22 protein-coding genes and 1 pseudogene are annotated in these 20,020 nt (G+C 67.2%); 13 read left to right on the top strand and 10 right to left on the bottom strand.

Features of this window, described 5'->3' with window-relative positions; all coding sequences use genetic code 11:
• The first annotated feature begins 25 nt into the window (after positions 1-25).
• Positions 26-1,243 carry a type II secretion system inner membrane protein GspF gene (gene gspF / locus M3I56_RS21355; protein ID WP_028203270.1) on the top strand — a complete coding sequence of 406 codons (1,218 nt, stop codon included), beginning with the start codon at positions 26-28 and terminating at the stop codon, positions 1,241-1,243.
• Positions 1,244-1,288: 45 nt separating this feature from the next.
• Here the strand turns inward: gspF and M3I56_RS21350 are convergent, their stop codons facing one another.
• A complete protein-coding gene (locus tag M3I56_RS21350) occupies positions 1,289-1,702 on the bottom strand; it encodes a hypothetical protein (RefSeq protein WP_028203269.1) in 414 nt (137 codons plus the stop codon).
• Between the two features lie 211 nt (positions 1,703-1,913).
• On the opposite strand from M3I56_RS21350, the gene gspG reads away from it, so the two are divergent.
• The 8 genes from gspG to M3I56_RS21310 are packed head-to-tail and all read left to right on the top strand — an operon-like array spanning position 1,914 to position 7,924.
• Positions 1,914-2,378: a type II secretion system major pseudopilin GspG gene (gene gspG, locus M3I56_RS21345; RefSeq protein ID WP_302056945.1), complete on the top strand. Its 465-nt coding sequence runs from the start codon at positions 1,914-1,916 to the stop codon at positions 2,376-2,378.
• 21 nt (positions 2,379-2,399) lie between these two features.
• The gene (locus tag M3I56_RS21340) at positions 2,400-2,933 is read left to right on the top strand and encodes a GspH/FimT family pseudopilin (protein WP_254355707.1); all 534 of its coding nucleotides are present in this window, start codon (positions 2,400-2,402) and stop codon (positions 2,931-2,933) included.
• A gap of 1 nt (position 2,934) precedes the next feature.
• The gene (gene gspI / locus M3I56_RS21335; RefSeq protein ID WP_302056944.1) at positions 2,935-3,375 is read left to right on the top strand and encodes a type II secretion system minor pseudopilin GspI; all 441 of its coding nucleotides are present in this window, start codon (positions 2,935-2,937) and stop codon (positions 3,373-3,375) included.
• Positions 3,353-4,036: a type II secretion system protein J gene (locus tag M3I56_RS21330; RefSeq protein ID WP_254355706.1), complete on the top strand. Its 684-nt coding sequence runs from the start codon at positions 3,353-3,355 to the stop codon at positions 4,034-4,036. The genes gspI and M3I56_RS21330 overlap by 23 nt, the downstream gene beginning before the upstream one ends.
• Entirely contained in the window at positions 4,033-5,154 is a 1,122-nt protein-coding gene (gspK, locus tag M3I56_RS21325) for a type II secretion system minor pseudopilin GspK (protein ID WP_254355705.1), read from the top strand. The genes M3I56_RS21330 and gspK overlap by 4 nt, the downstream gene beginning before the upstream one ends.
• A gap of 34 nt (positions 5,155-5,188) precedes the next feature.
• Positions 5,189-6,574, top strand: coding sequence for a type II secretion system protein GspL (gene gspL / locus M3I56_RS21320; protein ID WP_254355704.1), 1,386 nt, complete (start codon positions 5,189-5,191; stop codon positions 6,572-6,574).
• Positions 6,550-7,089 (top strand): type II secretion system protein M, encoded by a 540-nt coding sequence (locus M3I56_RS21315; protein ID WP_254355703.1) that lies wholly within the window; start codon positions 6,550-6,552, stop codon positions 7,087-7,089. The genes gspL and M3I56_RS21315 overlap by 25 nt, the downstream gene beginning before the upstream one ends.
• A gap of 55 nt (positions 7,090-7,144) precedes the next feature.
• A complete protein-coding gene (locus tag M3I56_RS21310) occupies positions 7,145-7,924 on the top strand; it encodes a type II secretion system protein N (protein WP_254355702.1) in 780 nt (259 codons plus the stop codon).
• A gap of 48 nt (positions 7,925-7,972) precedes the next feature.
• Here M3I56_RS21310 and M3I56_RS21305 read toward each other — a convergent pair whose 3' ends face one another.
• Positions 7,973-9,568 carry an efflux transporter outer membrane subunit gene (locus M3I56_RS21305; protein ID WP_254355701.1) on the bottom strand — a complete coding sequence of 532 codons (1,596 nt, stop codon included), beginning with the start codon at positions 9,566-9,568 and terminating at the stop codon, positions 7,973-7,975.
• A gap of 161 nt (positions 9,569-9,729) precedes the next feature.
• Positions 9,730-10,068, bottom strand: a complete 339-nt coding sequence (locus M3I56_RS21300; RefSeq protein ID WP_254355700.1) for a hypothetical protein — start codon at positions 10,066-10,068, stop codon at positions 9,730-9,732.
• A gap of 27 nt (positions 10,069-10,095) precedes the next feature.
• On the opposite strand from M3I56_RS21300, the gene M3I56_RS41110 reads away from it, so the two are divergent.
• From M3I56_RS41110 to M3I56_RS21290, 3 genes are all read left to right on the top strand, one after another.
• The gene (locus M3I56_RS41110; protein ID WP_302056943.1) at positions 10,096-10,224 is read left to right on the top strand and encodes a hypothetical protein; all 129 of its coding nucleotides are present in this window, start codon (positions 10,096-10,098) and stop codon (positions 10,222-10,224) included.
• A 72-nt stretch (positions 10,225-10,296) separates the two neighbouring features.
• Positions 10,297-10,821 carry a MarR family winged helix-turn-helix transcriptional regulator gene (locus M3I56_RS21295; protein WP_254355699.1) on the top strand — a complete coding sequence of 175 codons (525 nt, stop codon included), beginning with the start codon at positions 10,297-10,299 and terminating at the stop codon, positions 10,819-10,821.
• A 150-nt stretch (positions 10,822-10,971) separates the two neighbouring features.
• Complete coding sequence (locus M3I56_RS21290; RefSeq protein ID WP_254355698.1) at positions 10,972-12,528, top strand: DHA2 family efflux MFS transporter permease subunit; 1,557 nt, start codon at positions 10,972-10,974, stop codon at positions 12,526-12,528.
• 72 nt (positions 12,529-12,600) lie between these two features.
• Here M3I56_RS21290 and M3I56_RS21285 read toward each other — a convergent pair whose 3' ends face one another.
• From M3I56_RS21285 to ada, 4 genes are all read right to left on the bottom strand, one after another.
• A complete protein-coding gene (locus tag M3I56_RS21285; protein ID WP_254355697.1) occupies positions 12,601-13,083 on the bottom strand; it encodes a hypothetical protein in 483 nt (160 codons plus the stop codon).
• Positions 13,084-13,304: 221 nt separating this feature from the next.
• Positions 13,305-14,927, bottom strand: a complete 1,623-nt coding sequence (gshA, locus tag M3I56_RS21280) for a glutamate--cysteine ligase (protein ID WP_254355696.1) — start codon at positions 14,925-14,927, stop codon at positions 13,305-13,307.
• Positions 14,928-15,127: 200 nt separating this feature from the next.
• Entirely contained in the window at positions 15,128-16,051 is a 924-nt protein-coding gene (locus M3I56_RS21275) for a DNA-3-methyladenine glycosylase family protein (protein ID WP_375541768.1), read from the bottom strand.
• A 95-nt stretch (positions 16,052-16,146) separates the two neighbouring features.
• Positions 16,147-17,307, bottom strand: a complete 1,161-nt coding sequence (gene ada / locus M3I56_RS21270) for a bifunctional DNA-binding transcriptional regulator/O6-methylguanine-DNA methyltransferase Ada (protein ID WP_254355695.1) — start codon at positions 17,305-17,307, stop codon at positions 16,147-16,149.
• Positions 17,308-17,854: 547 nt separating this feature from the next.
• Here ada and M3I56_RS21265 point away from each other — a divergent pair.
• The gene (locus M3I56_RS21265; protein WP_254355694.1) at positions 17,855-18,265 is read left to right on the top strand and encodes a VOC family protein; all 411 of its coding nucleotides are present in this window, start codon (positions 17,855-17,857) and stop codon (positions 18,263-18,265) included.
• Positions 18,266-18,282: 17 nt separating this feature from the next.
• Here M3I56_RS21265 and M3I56_RS21260 read toward each other — a convergent pair whose 3' ends face one another.
• From M3I56_RS21260 to M3I56_RS21250, 3 genes and pseudogenes are all read right to left on the bottom strand, one after another.
• On the bottom strand, positions 18,283-18,837 hold the full coding sequence (locus M3I56_RS21260; protein ID WP_254355693.1) for a YaeQ family protein: 555 nt from the start codon (positions 18,835-18,837) through the stop codon (positions 18,283-18,285).
• Positions 18,838-19,088: 251 nt separating this feature from the next.
• Positions 19,089-19,430 (bottom strand): surface attachment protein Sap1, encoded by a 342-nt coding sequence (gene sap1, locus M3I56_RS21255; protein ID WP_254355692.1) that lies wholly within the window; start codon positions 19,428-19,430, stop codon positions 19,089-19,091.
• 367 nt (positions 19,431-19,797) lie between these two features.
• A pseudogene (locus tag M3I56_RS21250) lies at positions 19,798-20,020 on the bottom strand (IS4/IS5 family transposase); the annotation flags it as partial.

Raw genomic sequence — 20,020 nt, 5'->3', positions numbered from 1 at the left:
AATAAGAGCGAGGGCGATCAGCAACATGCCGGCATTTCGCTTCGAAGCCATCGACGCCACGGGCAAAGCGCAAAAAGGCGTGCTCGACGCGGACAGTGCACGCGGCGCGCGCGCGCTGCTGCGCGGCCAGGGCCTCACGCCGCTCGTGGTCGAACCCGCCGCGAGCCGCACGCGCGGCGCACGGCAGCAGCGGCTCGCGCTCGGGCGCAAGCTCTCGCAGCGCGAGCAGGCGATCCTCACGCGCCAGCTCGCGAGCCTGCTGGTGGCGGGCCTGCCGCTCGGCGAGGCGCTTGCGGTGCTCACCGAGCAGTCCGAGCGCGACTACATCCGCGAACTGATGGCGGCCATTCGCGCCGAGGTGCTCGGCGGCCATTCGCTCGCCAGCGCACTCGAGCAGCATCCGCGCGATTTCCCGGACATCTACCGTGCGCTCGTGGCCGCGGGCGAGCACACCGGCAAGCTCGGCATCGTGCTGTCGCGCCTCGCCGACTACATCGAGCAGCGCAACGCGCTCAAGCAGAAGATCGTGCTCGCCTTCACGTACCCGACGATCGTCACGATCATCGCGTTCGGCATCGTCACGTTCCTGCTCAGCTACGTGGTGCCGCAAGTGGTGAACGTGTTCGCGAGCACGAAGCAGCAACTGCCCTTGCTCACCATCGTGATGATGGCGCTCTCGGGGTTCGTGCGGCAGTGGTGGTGGGCGGTGCTGATCGCCGTGGCTGTGGTGGCCTGGATCGTGCGCTCGACCTTGCGCCGGCCAGGCCCCCGCCTCGCGTTCGATCGCTGGATGCTCACTGCGCCGCTCGCGGGCAAGCTCGTGCGCGGCTACAACACCGTGCGCTTCGCGAGCACGCTCGGCATTCTGAGTGCGGCAGGCGTGCCGATCCTGCGCGCGCTGCAGGCGGCCGGCGAAACGCTCTCGAACAAGGCGATGCGCACGAACATCGACGAAGCCATCGTGCGCGTGCGTGAAGGCACGTCGCTGTCTCGCGCGCTGGGCAACACGAAGACGTTTCCGCCCGTGCTCGTGCACCTGATCCGCTCGGGCGAGGCGACCGGCGACGTGACGACCATGCTCGACCGCGCGGCTGAAGGCGAGGCACGCGAACTCGAGCGGCGCACGATGTTCCTCACGAGCCTGCTCGAACCGTTGCTGATCCTGGCGATGGGGGGTGTGGTGCTGGTGATCGTGCTTGCGGTGATGCTGCCGATCATCGAGCTGAACAACCTCGTGCAGTAAGGCGTACGAACTGCACGAAGTCGCGGGAAGCCAGGCGCGCGGAACTCAGCGCACGTAGATGGTGGGACCGGCAGCGTTGGGCGGCAGGAAGATTTCGGAGTGCACGCCGTGGCGGTCGATGACGATCGAGCGGGGGCGCACTTCGAAGAGTTTGGAGTTCTGGTCGATCGGGCCGCCGAGCGAGATGGCCCGCGGCGGTTCACCGCCCACGCTGACGATGGCCGCTGCGCCCTGCGCGAGCGAGAGGATGCCGAACAGGTGAATGTCCTGCACGGGGTTGCGCTCGAGCCTGCCGCCGAACGGCGTGCCGGCCTGGTCGAGCGAAACCGGCACCCGGGCGGCGGCGGCCTGCACCGGCGCCGCGCGGCTGGTGGCGAGGGTGATCGTCCACCACGTGGCCGTGGCGCAGAACACCGCAAACGCGGCGAGGGAAAGAAGGCGGATTTGCAGTGGGCTCATGCGCTCATTGTACGAAGGTTTATGAAATTTTTGATGTACGCGTTTGCCATGCCCGCAAGGCGTCGGAAAGGCGTCATCGTGTGACATTACAATGACCCGTCATGCATGCGAGGACCCGGCCGATTCGAGCGGCGGGGTCGATTGCAGGCGGGACGAAGCGCGGCGCACAGGCGTGCACCGCAACCATATCTAGCGAGGGAGGAAAGAACTCATGTCCATGTGGGCCAAACGCCGTGCCGAAATCGAAGTCACGCGCGCGCGCCGCCAACGCGGCTTCACGCTCATCGAAATCATGGTCGTGATCGCGATTCTCGGCATTCTGGCCGCGTTGATCGTGCCGAAGATCATGAGCCGTCCCGATGAAGCGCGCCGCGTCGCCGCGCGCCAGGACATCGGCACGATCATGCAGGCGATGAAGCTCTATCGCCTCGACAACGGCCGCTATCCGACCCAGGACCAGGGGCTGCAGGCACTCGTGCAAAAACCGACCACCGACCCCGTGCCGAACAACTGGAAGGACGGCGGCTATCTGGAGCGTCTGCCCAATGACCCGTGGGGTAACGCGTACCAGTACCTGAACCCGGGCGTGCACGGCGAGATCGACGTATTCAGTTACGGCGCCGACGGCAAACCCGGCGGCGAAGGCAACGACGCCGACGTCGGGTCCTGGCAGTAAGTCGTCCACCACGCCGCATCCATGCAACCGAGCCGCCTCGCCCCTAGCCGGGACCGCCGATCGTCACGCACCGCGCGCGCCTCACGCGCGGGCCTGCGTTCGCGCGGGGCGGGCTTCACGCTGCTCGAAATGCTCGTGGTGCTGCTGATCGCGGGGATTCTCATCTCGCTCGCTTCGCTCACGCTCACGCGCAATCCGCGCACCGACCTGAACGAAGAAGCGCAGCGGCTCGCGCTCCTGTTCGAATCGGCGGGCGACGAGGCGCAGGTGCGTGCCCGGCCCATTGCATGGCAGCCGCTCGCGGGCGGGTTCCGCTTCGACGTCCATACCGAGGACGGCTGGCGTCCGCTGCGCGACGATCTGCTCGGACCGCGCCAATGGGAAGGCGGCGTGACCGGTGTGGCGATCACCTACCCCGGCGGCGACGACACGCAGGCTAACCGGCTCATTTTCGGCACGGAAGCCGTGGACGTGCCGGTGCAGGTCACGCTCTTTTCGGCAGCCGGCCGCGCGACGATCGTCGGCACCGGCACTGGCCGCTTCGAGGTGCGCTGAGATGCGGCTCTCGATACGAGGGGAAAAGCGCGGCCAGAGCGCTCGCGTGGTTCGTCCGGCTCGTCCGGTGCGTGAGCGCGGCTTCACGATGATCGAGGTATTGGTTGCGCTCGCAATCATCGCGATTGCGCTGGCCGCTTCGCTGCGCGCCGTGGGCAGCCTCGCCGCCAGCGAAGCCGATCTGCACGACCGCCTGCTCGCGGGCTGGAGTGCGGACAACACGCTCGCGCAACTGCGTCTAGCACACGCATGGCCGGACCTTGGCGAGAGCAGCTTCGACTGCTCGCAGGGCAATCTGCGGCTGACCTGCACACAGCATGTCGCGACGACGCCCAACCCCGTCTTCCGGCGCGTCGAGGTGTCGGTGACGACGCCCGGCCGCTCCGGCAATCTCGCGCAACTCGTCACGGTGCTCGCCAATGAGACGAACCGCTCGTTGTGACCGCGCGCGCGTCGCCTCGTCAGCGCGCGGCTTCACGCTGATCGAGCTGCTCGTGGCGATCGCCATCATGGCTGTGGTGGCGATCCTCTCGTGGCGCGGCCTCGACGAGATCGTGCGCGGGCGCGAAACCATCACGCGCTCGATGGCAGAGGAACGCGTGTTCGCGCAGATGTTCGACCAGATGCGCATCGACTTGCGCGAAGCGACCTCCGATGACGAAGCGGGCGGCGTCGCCCTCTCGCTCGACGGAGGCGCGCTGCAGGTCGTGCGCGGGTTCGCGGTGCCGCCGGGCGCGGCGCCGCGCCTGCAAGTGGTGCGTTATCGCGTGTCGGGCGGCCAGGTGGTGCGCTATGCGTCGCCCCCGCTCGCCAATCTCGGCGAACTGCGGCGCGCATTGCGCGGCGGCGAAGGCGACAACTGGGGCGCGTTGCCGATGATGAGCGGCGTGGACGTCATCAACGCGCGCCTGTACGTGCCGAAGACGGGCTGGACGGCGAACATGCAGGACGTGCGCTCGCAGGTGAGCGGCAACAACGATGATCTCAAGGTGCCGCAGCTCGGCAACGCGCCGCTGCCGCGCGCGGTGACGGGCGTGCAGGTGAGCGTGGGTTCGCATTCGCTCGAGCGGCCGGTGACCCGCGTATTCATGGTGGGGGAATGACGTTGCGCACACAACGAATCTCCGCCGGACGATCCAGCCGCTCTACGCACGCGCGGCGCGGCGCGGCCATCATCAGCGCGCTGCTTGTCGTGGCGCTGTCGGCGATCCTCGTCTCGGGCATGTTGTGGCGCCAGCAGGTGCAGTTGCGCCGCATCGAAAATCAGCGGCTGCTCGCACAGGCGCAATGGATTGCGCGCGCCTCGCTCGACTGGACGCGCCTCGTGCTGCGCTCCGAAGCGGATACGTCGGCGGGCATCACGTATCTCGGCGGCGCGTGGGGCGTGCCGCTCGCGAGGACGCGCCTGTCCGACTTTCTCGGCCAGATCGGCGACGCGCGCGCGCAACAGGGCGCGGACACCTGGCTCTCGGGTTCGATCGAAGACGCCCAGGCGCGTTTCAATCTGCGCGATCTGGTGGCGAGCAGCGCGCCGGGCTCGCTGCAGCTGAATCTCACAGAGATCGAAGCGTTCGCGCGCCTGATGCAGATTCTCGGCATCGACCAGCAACTCGCCAAGAACACCGCGGTGTATCTGCGCTCGGGTCTCGCCTACTCGGCAACGCGCTTCCAGACGCAAACCGCCACGACGAGCGGCACCTCGCAAACCGAGGTGCTCGCAGGCGGCGGAACGACTGGCGGCGGCAACTACACGGACAACCCCGGCCTCTCCGATTCCGACAATAACAGCGGCGTCGCGCCGCTCCTGATGACGAGCGTCGATTCGCTGCTCGACGTGCCAGGCTTCACGCCCGACGCCGTCGCGCGGCTGCGCCCGTTCGTGACGATCCTGCCCACCGTGACGCCCGTGAACATGAACACGGCGAGCGCCGAGGTGATCGCCTCCGTCGTGACGGGCATGAGCCTGTCGAACGCACAGGCGCTCGTCGCGCGTCGCCAGAGCGTGTTTTTCCGCAATGTGAGCGACGTGCAGCTCGCGCTCGAAGGCGTGGGCGTGAAGCAAGCCTCGATCGACACCACGCAGATCGACGTCAACACGAGTTATTTTCTGATACATGGGCGCGTGCAGCACGAGCGCGCCGAGGTGGACCGCACGACGCTTGTCTGGCGCGACCCGCTCACTCATACGACGCGCATCGTGCGCGTTCGCGACGAACCATGAATCCGTCCCCGATCAACATCGAAAAGAGGTGCGTTTGAGCACGCTGATCGTTCTCATGCCGCCCCGCGACCCGGCGGTCCACTCGCAGGAATGGCAGCTGCCGGAGCTGCCGTTCGTGCTGCTCGACAAGACGGGCAGCACGCAGCGCGCGGGCCGTTCGGCGCTCGGGCTGCTGCCGAAGGCCTCGGCCACCATCCTGATGATCGCCGCGCGCGACCTGCTCACGCTCGCCGCCACCGTGCCGCCGCTCAAGGGGCCGCGGCTGCGTCAGGCGCTGCCGAACGTGGTCGAGGATCATCTGATCCAGGACGCGCAGACCTGCCATCTGGCGCTCGATCCCAAGCGCCTGGCCGACGGCCGCCAGGTGGTGGCGGCCATCGATCGCGGCTGGTTCCGCTATCTGCTGGAAGGCTTTACCGCCGCGGGGCACCGCAATCTGCGCGCTGTGCCCGTGGCGCGCTGCCTGCCGGCCGCGCAGGCGGTGGAAGCGGTTCAAGAGGTTCAGGTGACCGAACCAGCCGAGCCCGCAGAGCCGACCGCAGCGCCCGACGCCGCGGCTCCCGCGACGCCCGCGCTCGAACCCGTGACCGCGTGCGTGCTCGGCCATGTCGTCGCGACCGCGCCCACGCTGCTGCCCGGTGTCGCGCCCGAGCCCGCGGCCGCCACGGCGCAAGCGGCGCTCGAACTCGCGATCGTGCGCGGCGCGCTCGCCGAGGGCTTCGCGGTGCCCGCCGCGAGCGTCGCTGCCACCGTCACGGCGCTCGCGGGTGGCGCGCCGGTTTCGGGCTACGTCCTCACCAATCTGCCGGGCGAGCCCGTGAGCGCCGCCGCACGCGCGTCGCTCGCCGCCGCGTTGCCGGGCGCGCAGACGCTCACGTTCGAGGCGCTCGCGCGCCGCGCGCTCGCCTGCCGCTTCGACCTCTGCCAGTTCGAGTTCGCCTCGCAGCCGTGGCGGCTCGATCGCGCGACGCTGCGCCGTCTGCGTGTGCCGATCGTGCTCGTGGCGGCGTCGCTCGTCGTGGCGGTCGTCGGCGCGAATATCCAGTGGCTCATGATGGCGCGCCAGCGCGACGCGATCAACGCGCAGATGACCGAGCTGCTGCTCAATGCGTTCCCGAAGACGACCGTCGTGCTCGATCCCGCCGGACAGATGGCGCGCCAGTTGCAGCAGTTGCGCCTGGCCGCGGGCGAGCCTTCGCCCGACGACTTCCTCGCGCTCTCCGACGGCCTCGCGCGCTCGCTCGGTCCGGTGCCCGCGAACGCCATCGCGGCCCTCGACTATCACGACCGGCGTCTGGACGTGACCTTCAAGCCAGGCGTCGACGTCGACGCCGATCTCGTGAAACGCCTCGCGGGCAACGGCCTTGCGGGCACGGTGGATGCCAGCACGGGCAAATGGACCATCAGGAGCGCATCGTGAAGACAACGGCTGTGAGCGGCGCGTGGGCCGAGGCCTGGACGAACTTCTGGGAGGCGCGTTCGACGCGCGAAAAGACGCTGCTCACGTGGGGTGGCGCGGTCCTTGCGCTCGCGATCGGCTGGTCGGTGCTGTGGCAGCCCGCCGCCGACGGCCGCGCGCGCCTGCGTGAGAGCTTGCCCGGCCTGCAGCGCGGACTCGCGCAGATGACAGCCGAGGCCGACGAGGCGCGCTCGCTGGCTGGCGCCGCTGCGAGCGTGGCGCCGGGCGGCCAGGCGCTCAAGGACGCGCTCACCGCCTCGCTCGCGGATCACGCGCTCACGGGCGCGCAGATTCAACTGATCGGCGCGACGGTGCAGGTGCAGATGAAGAACGCGTCGTTTCCGGCGTGGGCCGCGTGGCTCGACGACGTGCGCAAGCAGTTCAAGGTGCAGGTGGTCGAGGCGCACATCACCGCGCTGAAGGCCGATGGCCAGGTCGACTTGACAGCCTCGCTGCAACCGGCGAATACGCATTAAAAAGAAAAAGCGCGCATCGAAAAGCGCGCAATGAGAATCGCCGGAGAAATAAGCAATGAGTTACTGGATGCGGCGCCTGCGCGCCGCGTTGCCCTGGCTGATCGTGGGCCTGCTGTCGAGCGCTGTCGTGCTGCTCGCCCGCCTGCCCGCGGCCTGGATCGCGCCGCAGTTCGCGCGCGCGACCCAGGGGCACGTGAATCTGATCGACCCGGAAGGTTCGCTCTGGCACGGCTCCGCCACGCTGATGCTGGCCGCGGGCCAGGACGCACGCGGCGCGACGCTTCTGCCGGGGCGCATCGTCTGGCGTACGGCATTCTGGCCGCTTTTCGTCGCGCGCGTGCGCATGGAAATGCTGCAGACCGAGGCGATGCCCGACGCGGTCACGGTGGATGCGTCAATGCGCGGCGCGAACGTGAGCGCGGGCACGATCGCCGTGCCGGCGTCGCTGCTCGCGGGTCTAGGCGCGCCTTTCAACACGCTCGATCTGGACGGCAAGGTGCGGCTCGCGTGGAGCCCGTGGCGCGTGTTCGGCACGGATGCGTTCGGACGACTGACCGTCTCGCTCGCCGATATGAGCTCGCGCGTTTCGCTCGTGAAGCCGCTCGGCACGTATCAGGTGGTGTTGCAGGCGCAAGGGGCGACGTCGACGCTCGATCTCTCGACGCAAAAGGGACCGCTGATGCTCGAGGGGCGCGGCGCGTTCTCGCGTGCGTCGGCGTCGTTCCAGGGCACCGCGAGCGCGGCGCCGGATCAGCGCGACAACCTGGCGGGCCTGCTGAATCTGCTGGGCCGGCCGGTCGGGCCGGGAACCGTCGCGCTGACCTTCATGCGCTGAGGTTCGTGGTCTGAGCGTGCGCCCGCCTCGCGGGCGCGCGCGTACGCATTACTGCGGCTGGGCGGCCGGCGTAGCCGTCGTCGCTGCCGCTGGGGACGAAGGTGCCGAAGCCACTGCCGGCGCGGCCACGCTGCCCGTCTCGCGATCCATCTGCGAGGCATCCCAGCCGCCGCCCAGCGCCTTCACGAGCCCCACCGACGACACCATGCGCTGCCCGCCGATGCTCACGAGCTTTTGCTGCGCGGTAAAGGCCGTGGCCTGCGCGGAAAGCACGTTCTGGAAATCGGTCGTGCCCGCCTTGTACTCGTTCGTCACGATCGCGAGCGCATGCTGCGCCGACTCCACTGCCTGCTGCTGCACGACGACCTCTTGCCCGAGGATGCGCTGCGAAGCGAGGTTGTCCTCCACATCCTGGAACGCAGCCAGCACCGTTTGCCGGTACGTGGCCACCTGCTGGTCGTAGGCGGCGCGCGCGGCCTCGGTCTGGGCCTTGCGCAGCCCGGCGTCGAAGATCGTGCCGGCAAGCGAGGGCCCGAGCGTCCAGAAGCGCGACGGCATCTGCAACAGCTGCGACATCACCGAGCTTTCGAAGCCGCCGCTCGCGGACAGCGTGAGCGTGGGGAAGTACGCCGCGATGGCGACGCCGATCTGCTCATTGGCGGACGCCGCCTTGCGCTCGGCCGAGGCGATGTCGGGCCGGCGCTCGAGCAGCGTCGAAGGCATGGCGAGCGGCACCGTGGGCGGCGTGGCGGCGAGCGGCGACGGCGGGATCGAGAACGTGGAGGCGGGCTGGCCGACCAGCACGGCGATCGCATGCTCGTCCTGGGCGCGCGCCACGCCGTTGTCGATCGCGGAGGCCTGGGCGGATTGCAGCTGGGTTTGCGCCTGGATCACGTCGGCGCGGCCCGCCACGCCCTGGGCGTACTGATTCTGCGTGAGCTGCAGCGACTTCTGGTACGCGCCGACCGTGTCGTCGAGCAGCTTCTGCTGCGCGTCGAGCGAGCGCAACGTGAAGTAAGTCTGCGCGAGCGTGGCCTGGGCCGACAGTCGCGCGTTCGCGAGATCGGCGGCGGCGCCCTGCTGGCTCGCCTCCTGCGAGCTGACCGTGCGGCTCACCTTGCCCCAGAGATCGGGTTCCCAGGTGGCGTCGAGCCCCAGGTTGACGTTGTTGTTGATGCTGCCGCTCGACAATCCGCCGCTCGAGTTGGACACGCGCGTGGGCGTGTACGAGCGCGTGCCCGCGAACGAACCGCTGATCACAGGGAAGTACGCCGCCCGCGCCTCGCCCACGAGCGCCCGCGCCTGGCGGTAGGCGGCGGCATTTTGCGCGACCGTCTGGTTGCTGGTGTTGAGCTGGTCCATTAGCGCATTGAGCTGCGCGTCGTCGTAGATCAGCCACCACGCGCCGCGGTCGGCGGTATCGGCGGGTTGCGCGACCTTCCAGCCCTCGGGCGCTTCCTTGAACGAAGCGGGCACGGCGGCGCTGGGCCGATGATAGTCGGGGCCGACGGCGCAGCCACTCAACTGGAAGGTAAGCACGGCAGCCGCGCACAGCGTCAAGATGGAAAGCGGCTTGGGCGCGCGGCGCGCCACGGACCCGGCGGATCCAGCGGTCGCGCCGGAGCGGACGAAACGGCAAGGCATGCAAGGATTCCTGTCGATGCAACCGGCGCGCGCTCAGGCGGCCGGGCGCGCACGGGGTTGTCGCGTTGCGGCAATGGTAGCGCACGCGCTAGTCATTACGCGGAATCCGAAAGCTTACGCGTTGGAAGGGTTGGCGGGTGTTACGGCGTGAGGCGCGCAGGTTACGCGTCGTTACGACGGCGCTTCTGTGCGCGGCAGGCGAGCTGGCCGCCACCGCACACGGGCGCATCCGCTGCTGGTGTTACTGCCGCTGCTGCCGTTGCGGTCGCGAGCGTGGCCGGCACGACAGCGCTTGCTGCGGCGGCTTCCGGCTGCGCGCGCCGACGCTGCGCCCACACCACGGCCACCACCGCGATCGATCCGCCCGGCAGCGCGAACATGGCCGCATACAACGCGAGCTTGCGCCAGCGCGACGACTCACCGGTCTTCGCGAAAGCGAGGCGGGCGGTGTCGGTGACGGAGCGGCCAAGGCCGCCAAGCGCGTTGATCAGGAAAAGCATGATGCGGAAACGGGTGGACTTAGGAGAATGAAACTGGTTGCCTGTCATAATATTGACTATGCAATCAAATCACAACATACTTTGCAGCGCATCAAACCAACTGTTGTTTTTACGCGCCGATCGGCGCAGCCGAAGCCTTGGCAACCTGGCGATTGACTTATCTGCCTGAGCAGCGAAATAACCGGTTATAATCCGCTCGTTTTTAGAGATGCTGCAAAGCGAACTGTCATGAGCGATGGTCCTTTCGTCCCGGCCAGTCTGGGCGTCGAGCCAAGTCTCGGCTATTTCCTTTCGACCGCGCGCAACGTGCTGGCCGGGCGTATCGATCGTGCGGTTGCGCCGCTTGGACTCACATCGTCGCAAATTGGTGTGATCCTTTTATTGTGGTTCGAGCGCGCCAGCACGCCGAATGAGATGTCGCGCGCGCTCTCGTACGACACCGGCTCCATGACGCGCATGCTCGACCGGCTGGCGAAAAAGGGCTTTCTCGAGCGGCAGCGCAGCCAGGCGGACCGCCGGGTCGTGGAACTCGCACTGACGGATCAGGGACGCGCGGCGGCGCAGCAATTGCCCGACCTGATCGCCGCGGAGATGTCCGAGCAGCTGCGCGGCTTCTCGCCCGAAGAGGTCGCGACGCTGGTTCATTTGCTGCAGCGCTTCATCGCCAATGACGGCTCGACCACACCGCTCTGCGGATCGATGGACGGCACCGGCAAGGACGCACAAGCGCCGGCGCAGGAAGACGGCGACTAGCAACGCCGCACGCTGCGCGGCAGCGCAACACGTGGCGTCGTTTGATCCAATCACTGTCTGGGCAGAAAATGCACAGACACGAAATAGCAGGCTGCCGTGCGCTGCTCCCCGGGGGCAGCGGCAACAGCCGACCCAACAAGGACACGGAACATGGCAGCTTCTCCCGCGGTGCCCGCGCAGGCCGAACCCGCACCGTTTTCCGGCGGCACGCTCGCGCTCCTCACAGTCGGGCTCGCGCTCGGGACCTTCATGGAGGTGCTGGACACCTCGATCGCCAACGTGGCGGTGCCGACCATCTCGGGAAACCTCGGTGTCGCCAACAGCGAAGGCACGTGGGTCATCTCCTCGTATTCGGTCGCCTCGGCGATCGCCGTGCCGCTCACCGGATGGCTCGCGCGCCGCGTAGGCGAAGTGCGCCTCTTCACGCTCTCCGTGCTGCTGTTCACGCTGGCCTCGGCCGCTTGCGGCTTCGCCACCAACTTCGAAACGCTCATTGCGTTCCGTCTCGTGCAAGGGCTCGTTTCCGGGCCGATGGTCCCGCTTTCGCAGACCATCCTCATGCGCTCCTACCCGCCTGCCAAACGCGGTCTCGCGCTCGGCCTCTGGGCGATGACCGTGATCGTCGCGCCCATCTTCGGACCGGTGATGGGCGGCTGGATCACCGACAACTACACGTGGCCGTGGATCTTCTATATCAACGTGCCGATCGGCGTCTTTTCGGGCATCTGCGCGTACCTGCTGCTGCGCGGCCGCGAGACGAAGACGACGAAGCAGCGCATCGACGCCGTAGGCCTGGCGCTCCTCGTGATCGGCGTGTCGTGCCTGCAGATGACGCTCGACCTCGGCAAGGACCGCGACTGGTTCAACTCGACGTTCATCGCCACGCTCGCCATCATCGCGGTGGTCGCGCTCGCGTTCATGCTCGCGTGGGAGGCGACGGAAAAAGAACCCGTGGTCGACCTCTCGCTCTTTCGCGACCGCAATTTCGCGCTCGGCGCGATGATCATCTCATTCGGCTTCATGGCCTTCTTCGGCTCGGTGGTGATTTTCCCGCTCTGGCTGCAGACCGTCATGGGCTACACGGCGGGCCTCGCGGGTCTGGCCACCGCGCCGGTGGGCCTGCTCGCGCTCGTGCTCTCGCCGCTCATCGGGCGCAACATGCACCGGCTCGATCTGCGCATGGTCGCGAGCTTCGCCTTTGTCGTGTTCGCGCTCGTCTCGCTCTGGAATTCGACGTTCACACTCGACGTGCCGTTCGACCACGTGATCCTGCCGCGTCTCGTGCAGGGTATCGGCGTGGCCTGCTTCTTCGTGCCGATGACGACCATCACGCTCTCGAGCATTCCCGACGAGCGGCTCGCGAGCGCCGCGGGCCTCTCGAACTTTCTGCGTACGCTTTCGGGTGCCATCGGCACGGCGGTGAGCACGACGTTCTGGGAAGACGCCGCGATCTATCACCATGCCGTGCTGTCGGAATCGGTGACCCAGTACTCGCCGAACACCGTCGCCTACAAGGACGCGCTCGCGAACCTCGGTTTCGCAGGTCAAAGCCTGACCGCCAAGCTCAACGACGTCGTGACGACGCAAGGCTACATGATGGCGACCAACGACTTCTTCCGCATTTCCTGCGTGATGTTTGTTGTGCTGGCCCTGCTGGTATGGGTGACGAAGCCGAAAAAAGGCGCGGGACCGGCAATGGGTCATTGACGGTCCCGGGAAAGGCTGCCCTGAGCGCGCGCCGGTGCGAACCACGCCCAGCGCGGTCAGGGCCACGCGCGATCAATGCGCGCTTGAAGCCGGCTCGGCCACGGCTGCGCCGCTCACGCCAGCCGTGTCGCCGCCTGCGCCCGTGGTCGTGTCGCCGGGAATCGGCACATCGACGCCGGTTCGCACGTACTGCTTGAACGCCGCGCCCGCCGACCACGGGTTGGGCTTGCAGCCGAGCGAACTGTCGCAATGCGCGGCGAAGCCGATCGTGGCCGTGCCGTCATTGTTGGCGGACTTCGTGATTTCATAGGCGAGCAGACGCCGGCCGCCGCCCGGGCCCGACGTCTGGATCAGCGTGTCGGTCACGGTCTGCACTTCGTACTTCGAATGACTGCGCACCCAGTCCTGGGCGCGTTGCCACCAGAGATCGCATTCCGCCTTGTTCGAACAGGTGAGCGGCGCGGTTGCGATCTGCATGACGTCGGGATTGACCTGCCCGCGCGACGCGCAGGCCGCAGCCGTCGCGCACAGCAGGATCGCAAGAATTCGTTTCATCGCGTGGATTCCTCCCAGAGTGAGCCGCATTGCGCGCGGCCCGTGCTTTTTTGGTGTTTTCAGTTTCGGTCGTCCGGCGCGCGTCGTCTGCGCGCGGTTCGGTAACGCGGCGCCTACCCTGGTTGGACCGCATCTGCACGCTGACGTTGCGAGCAAATGCGGTGCCCGGGACAAACCTCGATGGGATGGGGGCGCGCCGCAGCGGCGCACCGGCGCGCGGCTCAGACGCTGAAGCGATTGAGCGTATAAGCGCGATAGGCGGCGACGAACGCGTCGAACGAGCCGACTTCGTCGTGCTCGAGTTGCGCCTGCTCGACGAGCGATTCGCGCGCGAGCGTTTCGAACTCGGCCGTAGCCGCGGCGTCGAGCGGATGCGCGAGGAATTGCGTCGCGTGGTGCTCGCTTTGTGCGCGTGCAAATTGCAGGAAGGACTGCTTGCTATCGCGCATGGTTTGCAGCACGCGCGCCGACGGCGTGAGCGACGGGTCGGCCAGCTTCGCGCGTTGTACCGCGAGCGAGCGCGTGTGTTCGTTGCTGCCATGCGCCGCGTCGAGTACGGCGGCTGCGTGGCCGATCTTCTCAAATAGCACTTCGGCCCACTCGTGCATCGGCACGTCCTTGCCGTCGCGCTTGAGCGCGAGACCCGGGCGGCGCCCTTCTTTCGTCACCAGGCCAAAGTTTTCATTCGATTCGGCGTAGGCGTCGGCAGGCAGGAACGGGCTTTCATCGAGCGCGCAGGCGAGCAGGTAGGCGTCGAGAAACCGTGCGGTTTCGAGCGAGATGCCGGTCGGCTCGAACGGATCGATGTCCATGCAGCGCACCTCAACGTACTGCACACCGCGCGCGGCGAGCGCATGCAGCGGCCGCTCGCCCGGATGCGTGATGCGCTTGGGGCGGATCGTTGAGTAGAACTCGTTCTCGATCTGCAGCACGTTCGTGTTGATCTGCACCCACTCGCCGTCGCGATGCGTGCCGATCGCCTCGTAGGGCGGATACGGCTGGCTCACGGCCTGCGCGAGCGCGTCGAGATAGCCTGCCAGCGTGTCGTAATCGGCGCGCAAGGCGGACTGGCCCGTCGTGTTCGAGTAGCCGAGATCGCTCATGCGCAGGCTCGTCGCGTACGGCAGATAGAGCGTGTCGGCGTCGAACGCTTCGAGCTTGTGCTCGCGGCCGCGCAGGAAGCGTGCGTCGAGCGCGGGCGAAGCGCCGAACAGGTACATGAGCAGCCAGTTCGTGCGGCGGAAATTGCGGATCAGCGCGAGGTAGCGCTCCGACTGATAGTCGGTGAACGAGGCCGTGGACTGATGATGCGCATGTAGCACGCGCCACACTTCGTCGCTCAGCGAATAGTTGTAGTGGATGCCGGCAATGCACTGCATCGTGCGGCCGTAGCGCAACGCGAGGCCCATGCGGTACACGTACTTGAGGCGGCCGATGTTCGAGCTGCCATAGCGCGCGATGGGAATGCCGTCGTCGGTGTCGGGCAGGAGGCCCGGCATCGATTCGTTCCAGAGCATCTCGCCGTCACGCGCGAGTACCGCATAGACGTAGCGATGCAGCTCGTCGAGCTTCGCGAGCGTGATCGACGCGTCGGGCTCGGCGGGCGTGATGATCTCGATCAGCGCTTCCGAATAGTCGGTGGTCAGCGACGGATGCGTGAGCGCCGAACCGAGCGCTGCCGCGTGCGGCGTCATGGCGAGACGGCCGTCGCGCGTCACGCGCAGGCTCTCCTTCTCGATGCCGCGCAGACCGCGCGTGAGCGCGCCGCGATGTGGCCCGTCGCCCAGCACGGAAAGGCGCTGCGCGAGAACGTCGTTCGTGCGTGTAGATGTCGTGTCTGGCATTGAGGCAAGTCGGGCTCGGGCCGGCGGCGCAGTGCTGCGCGCAGTGCTGCTAACACTCGCCGGCCGGGATTCTTTTCGGTAGCGGGCACTTTAACATCTCGCCGAAAGACCTGCTTGGGCCTGCCTCGGGCGGGGTTTTGGCCTGTCGGCGCGTGCTTCTCGCGGTGATGGCACCCTGTTCCCTGCTGCCTTCCGCTGCCCTATCCGCCCCGCGCCGCGCCCGCGCGATCGGCGATTTCGTTCCACAAATGCATGGCCGCGTATGCGCGCCAGGGGCTCCATGTGTCAGTGCGGGTGCGCTGCTGGGTCGCGCGCACGAGTGACGGGTCGCGCGCCGCGATGGCCTGCATGAGCACGAGATCGGTCGCGGGCCACGCGTTCGCGTCGCGCCATGCGCGCATCGCGACGTATTCCACGGTCCACGGTCCGATGCCAGGCAGCGCGAGCAGCGCGGCGCGCATGGCGTCGAGGTCGGCGGGTTCCGGGGCGATAGCCTCGATTTGTCTGTTTTGACGCTTGCCGCGCGGCTTGTTTTGATCCTTCTGCGCGTAGTCGCGTTCGATGATCACCGCGCCGCTCGCCACGGCCTGCGCGAAGCCCTGCAGCGCGGCGACGCGCTTGCCCGGCATGCCGATGCCCGCAAGATCGGCGGACGCGAGCGCGGCGGGCGTCGGAAAGCGCCACGCGGTGCGCGCGTGCGCATGGTCGTCGATGCGCTTGCCTACGCGTTCGACGAGGCGGCCGATGATCGTCGTCGCCGCTTTCACGCTGACCTGCTGGCCGACGATCGCGCGCACCACGAGCTCGAAGCCCGACCACGCGCCGGGCACCCGAAGCCCCGGCACGGCCGCGACGAGCGGCGCGAGCCACGGGTCGCTGCGCAGATGGGCGGCGACGGCGGCGGGATCGGCCTGCAGGTCGAACATGCGCGAGAGCGGCGCGGCGAGCGCCGCCGCATGCGCGCTCACGGGTCCGTCGATCTGCACGACGAGGCAATGCTTGCGCGCGTGACGGCGCACGGCGAGCGTGCCGCTTGCGCCGCTGAAATCGATCGCGCGCAGCCACGCGCCGTCCTCCACCGCCTCCACGCCCGGCGTTGCGCGGCCGCTGAAGAAGCGCAGCACGCGGGGCCAGTCGTAGGGCGCGCGAAATGGCAGTTCGAGTGTGGCGCGGTGCGTCGGCGTCTCGGTTTGTGCTTCGGGTTGCGAGGCGATGGCGCTCAAGTGGCGGTCTCCGGCGTGTTGGCGCGGTTCTGGGTCGAACGGGTGCTCTTCGGGTTTTTTGCGCCGTTTTGCGCACCTTGTGATGCGCGCGCTTCGGCGTCGATCAGCGCCGCCTTGCGCTCGAGCCCCCAGCGATAACCCGCGAGCGAGCCCCCCTTCTGGACGACGCGATGGCACGGAATCGCCAGCGCCACCGGATTCGACGCGCACGCACTCGCCACGGCCCGCACCGCGCGCGGCGCGCCGAGCGTTTCGGCGATCTGCGAGTAGCTGCGCGTCTCGCCGTAGGGAATGCGCTGGAGCGCGTCCCAGACGCGCTGCTGGAACGCCGTCGCGGCAATGTCGAGCGGCAGATCGAAACGCTCGCGCCGGCCGTGCAGATACGCGTCGATCTGCGCGGCGAACGGCGCGACCGCAGCCTTGTCCTCGATGCACTGCGCGTTCGCGAAATCGGCTGTGAGTGCGGCGGTGAGCGTCGCGGCTTCGTCGCCGAACGCGATCCGACAAATGCCCTTCCCCGTTGCCGCGATGAGCACGAAACCGATCGGCGTGGGCGTGGCGGCGTAGTGGATCGTCAGCCCCGCGCCCTTGCGGCGATAGGCGGAAGGCGCCATGCCCAGCTCGCCCGGCACGCTGTGATAGAGGCGCGACGACGAGCCGAAGCCGGCGTCGGCGCTTGCCCGCGTGACGTCGGCGCCCTCGCCGAGCGCGTCGCGTAGCACGGCCCCACGCCGCGCCGCCTGGTATTGGCGCGGCGAGACGCCCAGCACGCGCTTGAAGAGGCGCTGCAGGTGAAACGGGCTGAGATGCACGGCTTCGCCCAGCTGCGCGAGCGTGAGCCGCTCTTGCGGGTCGGCGTCCAGCGCCGCACACGCGCGCCGCACGATTTCCAGTTCGCGCGGCAGGCCGCCCGGGCGGCAACGCTTGCATTCGCGATAGCCGGCGGCACGCGCGTCGTTCGCCTCGGCGAAGAATTCGATGTTCTCGCGCCGCGGCAGCCGCGACGCGCACGACGGGCGGCAAAACACGCCGGTGGTGCGCACGGCGTAGAAGAACGCGCCGTCGGCGCGCGCGTCGCGCGACGTGACGGCTTGCCAGCGGTCGGCGTCATTGGTCCACTCGCTGTCTGGTGTTTGCCTGGGTTTGGCGGGTTTCATCGCTGGTTTCATTGCAGGAACGGCGCTCATTTGAGGGCTCCTCGAAGTGCCTGTCTGTATGCCCTTACTCTAACTTCGCGTACGGAGGACGGCGCGCCGGATCTTGCGCTGTCATTGCGGTCGACATGGGCCGTGAATGCGCGCTGATCGGGTACTTTTATGGCCTTCGGTGAATCCCTGGTGGCGCCTTGCAGATTCCCGTGCGACAAAATGGCAACTTTGCGGGTTTTCCCTTAAAAACTTGTTGCGTCGCGACAGCCGACTCGGTATAGTGGTTCCTGTCTCCTCCATGTCTCCTCCTGATATGGATTAAGCCCGCTCACAGCAGCGGGCTTTTTTTCGTCCAGCGTTTCCTGACGTCAACTCGCCCCACGCGCGGCGCGCCCGCAAATTCCGCGGCTTCAGCGCTTTCGGTTATTTTCCGCCGCTTCCCACTGTTCTGCTGCCGGCGATTCCGCTTCGCGAGTCTCGCTGAAATGCGCGCCTTCTGCGCAGCCCGGCGTTCGCAGGTTCATCATGAGAATCCCAGCACGACCTCGAGGACGCCATGCGGATCCAGATTCGCGAGATCGATCACGTCGTTATCCGGGCCGCCGACATGGCCGCCATGACGCGTTTCTATTGCGAAGTACTCGGTTGCCAGCCGGAGCGTGAACAGCGCGATCTCGGCCTCGTGCAGTTGCGCGCGGGACGCTCGCTCATCGATCTCGTGACAATCGGCGGCCCGCTCGACCGGGGTTCCGGCGCGCCGCCCGCTGGCGCGAGCGGCAACATGGATCATCTATGTCTGCGCGTGGAGCCGTTCGACGCCGAGGCGCTCACGTCACATCTGACGCAGCATGGCGCGCATCCCGGCAATGCCGTCGAGCGCTATGGGGCGGAGGGTTTGGGGCCGTCGCTGTATCTGTTCGACCCGGAAGGCAACATGGTGGAACTCAAGGGGCCGCCGCACGCCTGAACGCGCGCAGCCTGCTTTCACACGTTTTCGGGCGCCTTGAACACGCTCCATTCGACTGCCACTGGCTCGGCGCTCGTATTGCCGATCCACGCCGCGCCGTCCTGCACCGTGCATTGCAGGCGCATGGTGCGCTCGGCCAGCGCGCCGAGCGACGTGGCGACGCCCTCGCCCAGCGACCAGACCGTCACGTTGCGCAGGCGCTCGACCTTGTTGCGCACGCCTTGCCACCAGATGTCGGAGGTGCGCCCGCCGTAGGCGATCACGATGACCTCGCCCGCACGGCCGCTTGCCTTGGCAATACGTCGCTCGTCGGGCTGGCCGACCTCGATCCACGTTTCGATCGCGCCCGTGTAGTCCTTGCACCAGAGGTCGGGCTCGTCCATGTCGGAGAGGCCCTTGCAGAATTCGAGCCGCTCGCCCGCAAACAGCGCGAACGCCGCGATGCGGACCATCATGCGGTCGTCGGTTTCGGACGGATGGCGCGCGATCGTGAGCGCATGGTCGGCGTAATAGTGCCGGTCCATGTCCGCGATCTGCAGTTCTGTCTTGTAGATGGTCGATTTGAGTGCCATACCGAATTCCGGTCGCGCGAAAGCCGCACATGATAGCGAAGTTTCTAGCAAGCGATGTGCCGGTCGAGTCGACGCGCAGCGCGTGTCGATGCGGCGCGCGACGCAATCCGGATGGTCTGACGAGAAAGTGACGGGGGTTTGACAGCGGCGCGCGACGCGTTGCATTACGCCACGGACGCGCGCCCGGCAAGCACGATGGCCCGGCGCGCGTGCGTCGGACCATGTCGAGAGGCGCGTTGGAAGAGGCGGCCTTACTGCTTGATGAAGCGGTCCGTGGTCCAGAGACCTTGCTCGTCGGTATTCGCCGCGTTGACGAATTCGACGTCGTGGCCCACCACCTGTACGACGCGGAACGACTGGTTGTCGGGCGTGGACAGACACTGGAATCCCGAGAAGTATTCCTGCATCTGCTGATGCTCGCCGGCCTGCTCGTGAAGCGCGACGGCGTCGAGCTTGTCTTTCGTGAGGCAGCCATAGGAGCCCGGCTTGAGCTGCACCGTTTGCTGCGCCTTGACGCTCACATCCTGAGCCTGAGCCGCAACGACGCAAGCGAGGCTGGCCGTCGCGACGACCAGACCGGATAGCATTTTCATGATTGCCTCCTGCGGGCTTTACTCTGGTTAGCTATATATTTAACTCTCATGCCATACCCGCATCTTTAAACATAGAAAACTGCCGAGAGACTGCAAGCCCGACTTGTGTGCGCTCGCAACAGTCGTGGAGGCTCGCAGCATGATGCCGAGCGCCGCTATGCCATTGAGCCTGCCACTAAAAGGCGTCCAGCAGCACTCCGAAGCATCGATTACAAAGCCCCGCGCCTTATCCAACAAGGCACAGACGGTTATAGCGGAGATAGAAGAATCGAACGGGCTTTGATTTAAACGGTTTAATAGATCCCGGGACAACCAATGACGCGGCGCACCCAAAGTCGCATCAATGCTCTCAACTTAAGCCTTCGCATTACGCGAGTTTGTAGGCGAGATAGAAATGGGGCTTGGCCTTTCTGGGTGGCCTGGGACAGGAGCGTGACGGCTGTATTCGACATCGGGTGCGGTGAATCACCGAGAGAACCGGGGCGAGGCTGTCCAGGCAGCGCTGGATGCGCAGAAGGCAGCCGGCAAGGATCGGCCTGAGTGCGCCCAGTGCGTAGATGCGGTTAGGACGACTGGTCAATGCCTCTTCG

This window comes from Paraburkholderia sp. CNPSo 3281 (assembly GCF_024206515.1).
Taxonomy (GTDB): Bacteria; Pseudomonadota; Gammaproteobacteria; order Burkholderiales; family Burkholderiaceae; genus Paraburkholderia; species Paraburkholderia nodosa.
Note: the sequence above shows the minus strand (reverse complement) of the source record. Positions and strands in the feature narration are given on the sequence as shown.